General features: G+C 64.4%; 7 protein-coding genes and 1 pseudogene. 2 read left to right on the top strand and 6 right to left on the bottom strand.

What is annotated here, in order from left to right; all coding sequences use genetic code 11:
• The 5 genes and pseudogenes from B8115_RS09745 to B8115_RS09725 all read right to left on the bottom strand — a co-directional run.
• Window positions 1-503, bottom strand: a pseudogene (locus B8115_RS09745) (hypothetical protein); the annotation flags it as partial.
• Window positions 504-621: 118 nt separating this feature from the next.
• On the bottom strand, window positions 622-2121 hold the full coding sequence (locus B8115_RS09740) for a DASS family sodium-coupled anion symporter (RefSeq protein WP_010627602.1): 1500 nt from the start codon (window positions 2119-2121) through the stop codon (window positions 622-624).
• A 344-nt stretch (window positions 2122-2465) separates the two neighbouring features.
• Complete coding sequence (catA, locus tag B8115_RS09735; RefSeq protein WP_010627601.1) at window positions 2466-3434, bottom strand: catechol 1,2-dioxygenase; 969 nt, start codon at window positions 3432-3434, stop codon at window positions 2466-2468.
• Between the two features lie 52 nt (window positions 3435-3486).
• Window positions 3487-3777 (bottom strand): muconolactone Delta-isomerase, encoded by a 291-nt coding sequence (gene catC, locus B8115_RS09730; RefSeq protein ID WP_010627600.1) that lies wholly within the window; start codon window positions 3775-3777, stop codon window positions 3487-3489.
• A gap of 10 nt (window positions 3778-3787) precedes the next feature.
• The gene (locus tag B8115_RS09725; protein ID WP_010627599.1) at window positions 3788-4906 is read right to left on the bottom strand and encodes a muconate cycloisomerase family protein; all 1119 of its coding nucleotides are present in this window, start codon (window positions 4904-4906) and stop codon (window positions 3788-3790) included.
• 102 nt (window positions 4907-5008) lie between these two features.
• On the opposite strand from B8115_RS09725, the gene B8115_RS09720 reads away from it, so the two are divergent.
• On the top strand, window positions 5009-5911 hold the full coding sequence (locus B8115_RS09720; RefSeq protein ID WP_010627598.1) for a LysR family transcriptional regulator: 903 nt from the start codon (window positions 5009-5011) through the stop codon (window positions 5909-5911).
• A gap of 33 nt (window positions 5912-5944) precedes the next feature.
• On the opposite strand, the gene B8115_RS09715 is transcribed toward B8115_RS09720, so the two are convergent.
• Window positions 5945-6388 carry a hypothetical protein gene (locus tag B8115_RS09715; RefSeq protein ID WP_010627597.1) on the bottom strand — a complete coding sequence of 148 codons (444 nt, stop codon included), beginning with the start codon at window positions 6386-6388 and terminating at the stop codon, window positions 5945-5947.
• Between the two features lie 157 nt (window positions 6389-6545).
• Here B8115_RS09715 and B8115_RS09710 point away from each other — a divergent pair, with 157 nt between their 5' ends.
• A complete protein-coding gene (locus B8115_RS09710) occupies window positions 6546-7553 on the top strand; it encodes a TRAP transporter substrate-binding protein (RefSeq protein WP_026038020.1) in 1008 nt (335 codons plus the stop codon).
• Window positions 7554-7594: the final 41 nt, after the last annotated feature.

Here is a 7594-nt window from a genome sequence, read left to right as displayed (position 1 = left end):
GTACGGCGGTCGGCCTGCCGCTGCGGCGCCGGGCGCCTGCCCAGCCAGCGGGCCAGCAGCGAGACCGGCTCGGGCTCGGCCGCTTCCGGCTCGACGGCGAAGGCCGCTTCCAGGATCTGCCCCACTCCGGTCCGGATCGTCGCGTAGAGCTCGTCGAAGGCCTGACGCAGCGCCGGCATATGGGGCAGCAGGTAGCCGCTGAGGATCTGCAGGGTGATGCGGCGGAAGTTGCGCCCCAGCATCTCCTCCTCTTCCCCCTCGGCCACTCGGATATCGGCGGTCACCCGCACGATCAGCTCGTGCAGCACCAGACGCTCGGCGCGAAACGCCACCAGCTCCTCCTCCTCGAGGCCGGTGAGGGCTCTCAGCTCGGGGATCTCGCTCAGCCGGGTAGAGACGTTCTCCTCGCGATGAATGGTTTCCAGGGCGTGGTAGCGCCTGGGCAGGTCGGCCTCGAGGCCGGGATTCCACGCCGAGTATTGGGAAACCACTGGATCAGACATGGGAGCCACGCTCGTGCTGCAATTGCCGACCGAAGTTCGGCGCTCATGCCTTGACATTGGCCGAATTCGCCAAGGTGGGCAACTTCCATATAGTCATCATGTGCCCCAAACCGGCGACTTATAACCCGACCCCGAACACCAGCGGGGTAATGGTATAGAGCGCTGCCACGATCACCAACAGGCCGATCAGGTTCATCCAGATGCCGGCGCGGATCATGTGACCGATCGGTAGGTCGCCCGTGGCAAAGGCCACCGCGTTGGAGGGCGTGGCCACCGGCAGCATAAAGGCGCAGCTGACGGCGAAGGTGACCACGATGGTCATCAACAGCGGATCGACGCCGAGCCCCGTGGCGATGGCCCCCATGATCGGGAAGAAGGCAGCAGCCGTGGCGGTGTTACTGGTCAGCTCAGTAAGCAGGATGATGACCAGGGCGGTGACCACTAACACCAGCAGTGGCGGCAACCCCGCCAGACCCGAGACGCTTTCGCCGATCCAGGCACTCAGCCCGGTGGCGGTGAACTGAGCCGAAAGGGTCAGGCCACCGCCGAACAGAATCAGCACACCCCACGGCACTTCACGGGTCGCCGACCATTCCAGCAGAGCCCCCTGCCCACGTGATGCGGGAATGACGAACATCAGGATAGCCGCCAGAATCGCGACGCTGGTATCGTTTATATTGGTCAGCCAGGGCAATGTCCCGCCGAGGGCTGGCACCCGCGCCAATAGCGGCAGAAACACCCAGCAAAACACCGCTCCGGCGAAGACCATCAACACCCGACGCTCCTCGGGCGTCAGACGCCCCATCGCATTGAGCTCCGACTCGATCATCGCCCGCCCCCCCTGGATGTCCCCCACCTCGGCACGGAACACCAGCTTGTTGAGCACCCACCAGGCCAGCAGCAGCATGGCGAAGGAGAATGGCAGGCCCATCAACATCCAGTGTCCGAAGCCGATGACGACACCGTGGGAATCCTCCAGGTAGGCACGCATCAGCGCCATGGGTGGCTGGCCGATCAGGGTCGCCATGGAGCCGATGGTGATCGCATAGGCAATGCCGATCAGCACCGCTGCGGAGAACTTGGGTGTCGCCTCGTCATTTCCCAGCGACTTCACCAACGCGATGATGGAGCCACCAATGGGCATCATGATCACTGCCGTGGCAGTGTTGCTGACCCACATGGTGATGAACCAACTGGCTGCCATCAGGCCAAAAACGATCTGGGCTGGTCGGGTGCCGACAAGCAGCACCGTCATCAGCGCGAAACGACGGTGCAGATTCCAGCGCTGGGTTGCCAGACCCAGCAGCACACCCCCCAGTACCAGAAAGACGATGGAGTGCGCATAGGGTGAGGCTGTTGCCCCTACGGTGGCGATACCGAAGAAGGGAAAGAGTACCAACGGCAGCAACGAGGTCGCAGGAATCGGGATCGCCTCGGTCATCCACCACACCGCCATCAGCATGGCAATTCCCGCCACAATACGTGCATCGAGGTCGAGACTATTGGGCAAAAGCGTGTAGGTGGCCAGGGCGATCAGCAAACCTGCGACTAAGGAAAGAGGCTTGAAGTCGGTGACGGTAGTGCCAGCAGGCGACGCGCTAATTTCGGCTGAATTCATTTTGGACTCCTGGTTATAGCACTGTACATACGCGCCAGAGGGGCGCGGGGACGTACGTGACAAGCGTGCTGCCGCATGAACTTATGGTTCTCTACCGCGGCAACTCATGGTCTGTATTGGTCGCATACGACAGTTGGAAGCAGTCCACCGCCCTGGCGCCGCTTAGGTTGGTGCACGATTAAAGAAACTAATACCCTGGAGCAAACAGGCTCATCCCGAGAGAACAACCAGTAAGGCAGCAACTCCTCGTTGCTCTTGTCAGGAACGAGGCTCCCCTACCCACCGGCGGTGCCGGCGGGCGGAGCGCTTCGTGTCGTCAGTCAGGTAGCGTCGGTTGCGGCCGCTCAGGCCTCGACGGGCTCGCGCTTGGCCGGTGTCGCCTCGTCTTCCAGCGCCCGCGGGCGCTTGTGGCGGCTCTGCTGCTCGGGGTCGGCGGTGGGCGCCAGCTCGACGTCGAACACCACCTCAGTGAAGGGCGCTTCGAGCCCGCGCTTGGCGGCCTCGGCGGCGTCCTCGATGCGGGTGGCGTCGACCACCAGCTCTTCACGAGTGGCGAAGGCAAAGTCGTCCCAGGTGTACTCGTCGCCGGCCAGGTTGATCTGGGTGGTCAGGTGACGATGGCCCGAAGCGGAGACGAAGAAGTGGATGTGCGCCGGACGCTGGCCGTGACGGCCCAGCAGCTTGAGCACTTGGTCGGTGGGGCTGCCGGCCGGCACACCGTAGCCGGAGGGGATGATGCTGCGGGCGCGGTAACGGCCCTCGGCGTCGGCAATGATGGTACGGCGCAGGTTGTACTGCGACTGCGAGGGGTCGAAGAAGGAGTAGCCGCCCTTGGAGTCGGCGTGCCAGATCTCGACCTGGGCGCCGGCCACCGGCTTGCCCTGGGTGTCGCGCACCTGGCCGGTCAACCACATCACCTCGGCGTCTTCATCGCTGCCGTCGTCCATGCGCGCCTCGCCTTCGCTCACCGGCGCGCCAGCCACGTAGAGCGGGCCCTCGATGGTACGCGGCGTGCCGCCGGTCAGGCCAGCCTGCTCGTCGGCGGCGTCCATGCGCATGTCGAGGTAGTGGTCGAAGCCGAGCCCCGGGGCCAGCAGGCCGAACTGGCTCTCCTTGCCCAGCTCGTTGAGCAGGCCCACCGCCGACCAGAACTCCTCGGGGCTGACGTCGAAGTCGTCGATCAGGCGGTATACGTCGGAGAGCAGCCGGTGCAGGATCTGCTTGCCGCGCTGGCTACCGCCCTGCTGGTCGAAGCCGGCCACGGCCTTGAGAAAGTCCTGTACGTCGGGAGAGTCATGGATCTTCACGGTCATGGGTCATTCCTCATTGTCGTTGGGTGCCCCACGGGGCTGGCGTACTGCTCGATCAGCTGTCGTCGTCGCGAATGGATGACGGATGGCGACACAGCGGCTTGACGCTGATCTCCATCCACGGGAAGAGCGGCAGGCCCGCGACCAGCTCCTGCAACTCGGCGTTGTCGCGCACGTCGAAGATGCTGACGTTGGCGTAGCTGCCGGCGATCCGCCACAGGTGGCGCCACTTGCCCCGACGCTGCAGCTCCTGGGCATACTCCTTCTCGCGCGCCTTGATCGCGGCGGCCTCGTCGGCCGGCATCGTCGGCGGCAGCTTGACGGTCATTTCCACTTGGAAAAGCATGCGTTTCTCCTCAACGGCGGGCGTAATGCGCCAGTTTGTCTTCATCCAGGGCGATCCCCAGCCCCGGGCCTTTCGGCAGCTCCACGCCGAACTCGCCGTAGGCCAGCGGCTCGGCGACGATGTCGTCCTTGAGCAGCAGCGGGCCGAACATCTCGCTGCCCCAGGCCAGCTCGGGCAGCGTGGCCCAGGCGTGCAGCGAGGCGGCGGTGCCGATGGTGCCCTCCAGCAAGGTGCCGCCGTAGAGACCGATGCCCGCCGCCTGGGCCACCTCGGCCAACGCCAGGGCGCCGCGGGGGCCGCCGGCCTTGGCGATCTTCAGCGCATAGGCGCCGCTGAAGCCGGCGGCAGCCAAAGCGAAGCCGTCGCGAGCGTCGGCCACCGCCTCGTCGGCCAGCATCGGCACCTCGAAGCGCTTGGCCAGGCGCACCAGCCCGGCATGCTCGCGGGCGGAGACCGGCTGCTCGATCAGCTCGATACCGGCGGCCTGCAGCGCGGCGATACCGCGCACGGCGGTGCTCTCGCTCCAGGCCTGGTTGACGTCGACGCGCACGCTGACCCGCTCGCCCAGCGCCGCCTTGATCGCGGCCACGTGGCGCACGTCGTCGTCCACGGCGTTGGCGCCGATCTTGAGCTTGAAGTCGCAGTGGCGGCGCTGGTCCAGGCGCTGGAAGGCCTCGTCGATGTCGCGGGCGGTATCACCGCTGGCCAGGGTCCACAGCACCGGCAGGTGGTCGTGGCGCGCACCGCCGAGCAGCTCGGCCATGGGCAAGCCGAGGCGCTTGCCCTGGGCGTCGAGCAGCGCGGTCTCCAGCGCCGACTTGGCGATGGCATTGCCGCGGGCGTGGCGGTCGAGCCGAGCACGCAACGTAGCGACGGCGCCCGCCGGCTGGCCGATCAGCAGCGGCGCCAGGTAGCTGTCGATGTTGCGCTTGATGCTCTCCGGGCTCTCGGGGCCATAGGCGAGCCCACCGATGGTGGTGCCCTCGCCCAGGCCCTCGACGCCGTCGGAGTCGCGTAGACGCACGATGACCAGCGTCTGGCAGGCCATGGTGGTCATGGAGAGCTTGTGAGGGCGAATGGTCGGCAGGTCGACCAGCAGCGTTTCGATGGACTCGATGACAGATGACATGCGCGCTCCGGCGGTTCGGTGTTTCGATACCGAAGCAGTCTGATTGCCACGGCGCGGCCGAACCAATATCGTTTAGGTCCGGAGCCATACCCTGGAGGTATCATGGAGCTGCGCCATCTACGTTACTTCTGCATGGTCGCGGAGGAGCTCAACCTGACCCGAGCGGCGGCCAAGCTGCACATGGCACAGCCGCCTTTATCTAGACAGATCAAGCAATTGGAAAGCGAAGTCGGTGCCGAGCTGTTCGAGCGAAGCGCCCGTGGACTGCGCCTGACGCCGGCGGGTCAGCTCTTCCATGAGCATACCCTGCAGATACTGGACAAGGTGGACACCACCATCGCCGCGACCCAGCGGCTGGCCCGCAGCAAGCGCGCGGTATTCGGCATCGGCTTCGTGCCGTCGGTGTTCTACGGGCAGTTGCCGCTACTGGTAAGAGAATTACGACAAAAGGATGACGTCGAGCTGATGCTGGCTGAGCTGACCACGGTGCAGCAGGTGAAGGCGCTCAAGAGCGGGCGCATCGACCTGGGCTTCGGTCGCATGCACATCGACGACCCCGACGTGGAGCAGGAGAACCTGTTCGACGAGCCGCTGCTGGCCGCACTACCCGAAGGCCACCCGCTGGCGGATACCAAGCCGAGCCTGGCCCAGCTCGCCGAGTACCCGCTGGTGCTGTTCCCGGCCCAGCCGCGCCCGAGTTTTGCCGACATGACACTGGGGCTGTTTCGCCGCCGCGGCCTCAAGGTCACCGTGGCACAGGAAGCCAATGAGCTGCAGACCGCGTTGGGCCTAGTGGCCTCCGGCCTGGGGATCACCATGGTACCGGAGCAGGTCAGGCGCGTGCAGCGCGACGGCATCGTCTACGTCTACCTCGCCGACCCGAGCCTCACCTCGCCGGTGATCTGCAGCCGGCGCAAGGGCGAAGCACCCTCGCCGGTCATGCAGCAGGCCAACGCCATTCTCGAAGTGCTGATGCAAAATCGCCGCAGCGGCAGATACCCCTGAAATACCGTATGCGCAAGAAACAGCAGACTCCTATCAGCTGCCAAACTCGCGAGCCTTTTCCTCAAAGGCAGGGGCGTTAGGGCAATAGTCGCGATAGGCTTCCCTACCGGCTCTGGCCCTGAGCGCTTTCCAGCAGTGCCCCACTGCCAGGCAGCGATTGCACCTGTTTCTCAGCTCCATTAAGTGCTCTTTTTCCTCAGGGCCGAATTGATCCGCTGTCAGCCCGAAGCCTTGCAACATTGCCGGCATAAGCGTCTCGGCCGGAATCAGCTCACGCTCATCACCGCAGCCGAGGTGACGGGCAACCTCAAGCTCGAACTCAGGTAGCAAGGGAGTCTCCAGGTCGCGAATAAGGGCGCGATAGTCGGCGCCTGCCTCATACCTGATCGCCTGGACAAGCTGCGGCATGCAGGCAGCGAGCAGGCGCTCCTGCCAGCCACGTGCTTGCCTGTCGTGGAAATGCCGGTTCTCGGTCATGTCATGTCTCCAAGCCAACGTACGTCATGAGCCCATGAGGCTGCCGTGAAGCCACTCTTGCACTTTTGTATAATTGATCACAATACTGATGATCACAATACTGACGTAGGTCAATTTTTGACCAGAACGCGAAAAATCAACCGACAAGGCCAGCACAATGACAATCACTGCACGCACCCTGACTCGCAACGTTCTGTCTGCCGCCGTTATGGGGGCAACCGTTTGGGCCCTGAGCAGCCAGGCAATGGCCACCGAGCTGCGTATGGGCCTCATCACGCCACCTCAGCATATCTGGACCCAGGCCGCCGAGCGCCTCGCCGAAAGCGTTGCCAAACGCAGTGACGGCGAAATGACCATCTCGATCTTTCCCGCCGGACAGCTGGGCGACGAACCAGCAATGTTCTCCCAGATGGAGACCGGTCTGCTGGACATGGGCATCATGACTGCCGCCATCACCAGCCAGCGCGAGCCGGCATTCGTCGGCTGGTTCTCCCCCTTCCTGTTCGACAGCGTTGCCGAAGCCAGCGAGGCCTCCGAGACCGAGTCCGCCCAGCAAATGCTGACCAGCCTGGACGACAAGGGGCTGCACGCTTTTGGCTACACCTTCGCCGGCATGCGCCACATCCTGATGCGCGACGGTCGCGTCGAGAGCCTGGACGATCTGCGCCGCGAGAAGGTACGCATCATTCCGATCCCGGCCATGCAGACCTGGTGGCGGGAAGCTGGTGCCACCCCCACCCCCGTGCACCTGCCCGACGTCTACCAGAGCCTGCAAAATCGCATGCTCGATGGCATCGATATCGATCTCGATGCCTTGGTGGGCTCCGGCTTCTACGAGGTGGCCGAGCACCTCACCCTGACCAACCATATGGCCTTCCCCGCCGTTTCGGTAATCAGCCAGCGCACTTGGTCCTCGCTCGAAGAGGAAGAGCGCGAACTGCTCGAGGAGGCCATGCAGGAGGCCCTGACCTGGGCCACGCAATCTCAGATAAAAGCGGAGGCCAGCAACCTTGCCTACCTGGAGGAAACCATCGACGTCTTCGCCCTGGAAGATGCCAAGGGAGTCTTCGACGCCGCCAACCAGGCCTTTCAGGCGCGCTTCGGGGACCACCCGGTCATAGAGGCCTTCCAGCGAGAGGTCGCCGACCGCCAGGGCGACGAATGAGCCGCATGGACGCAACGACCCCACTCGATACACGGGTGACA

The organism is Halomonas sp. KM-1 (assembly GCF_000246875.1).
Taxonomy (GTDB): domain Bacteria; phylum Pseudomonadota; class Gammaproteobacteria; order Pseudomonadales; family Halomonadaceae; genus Halomonas; species Halomonas aerodenitrificans.
Note: the sequence above shows the minus strand (reverse complement) of the source record. Positions and strands in the feature narration are given on the sequence as shown.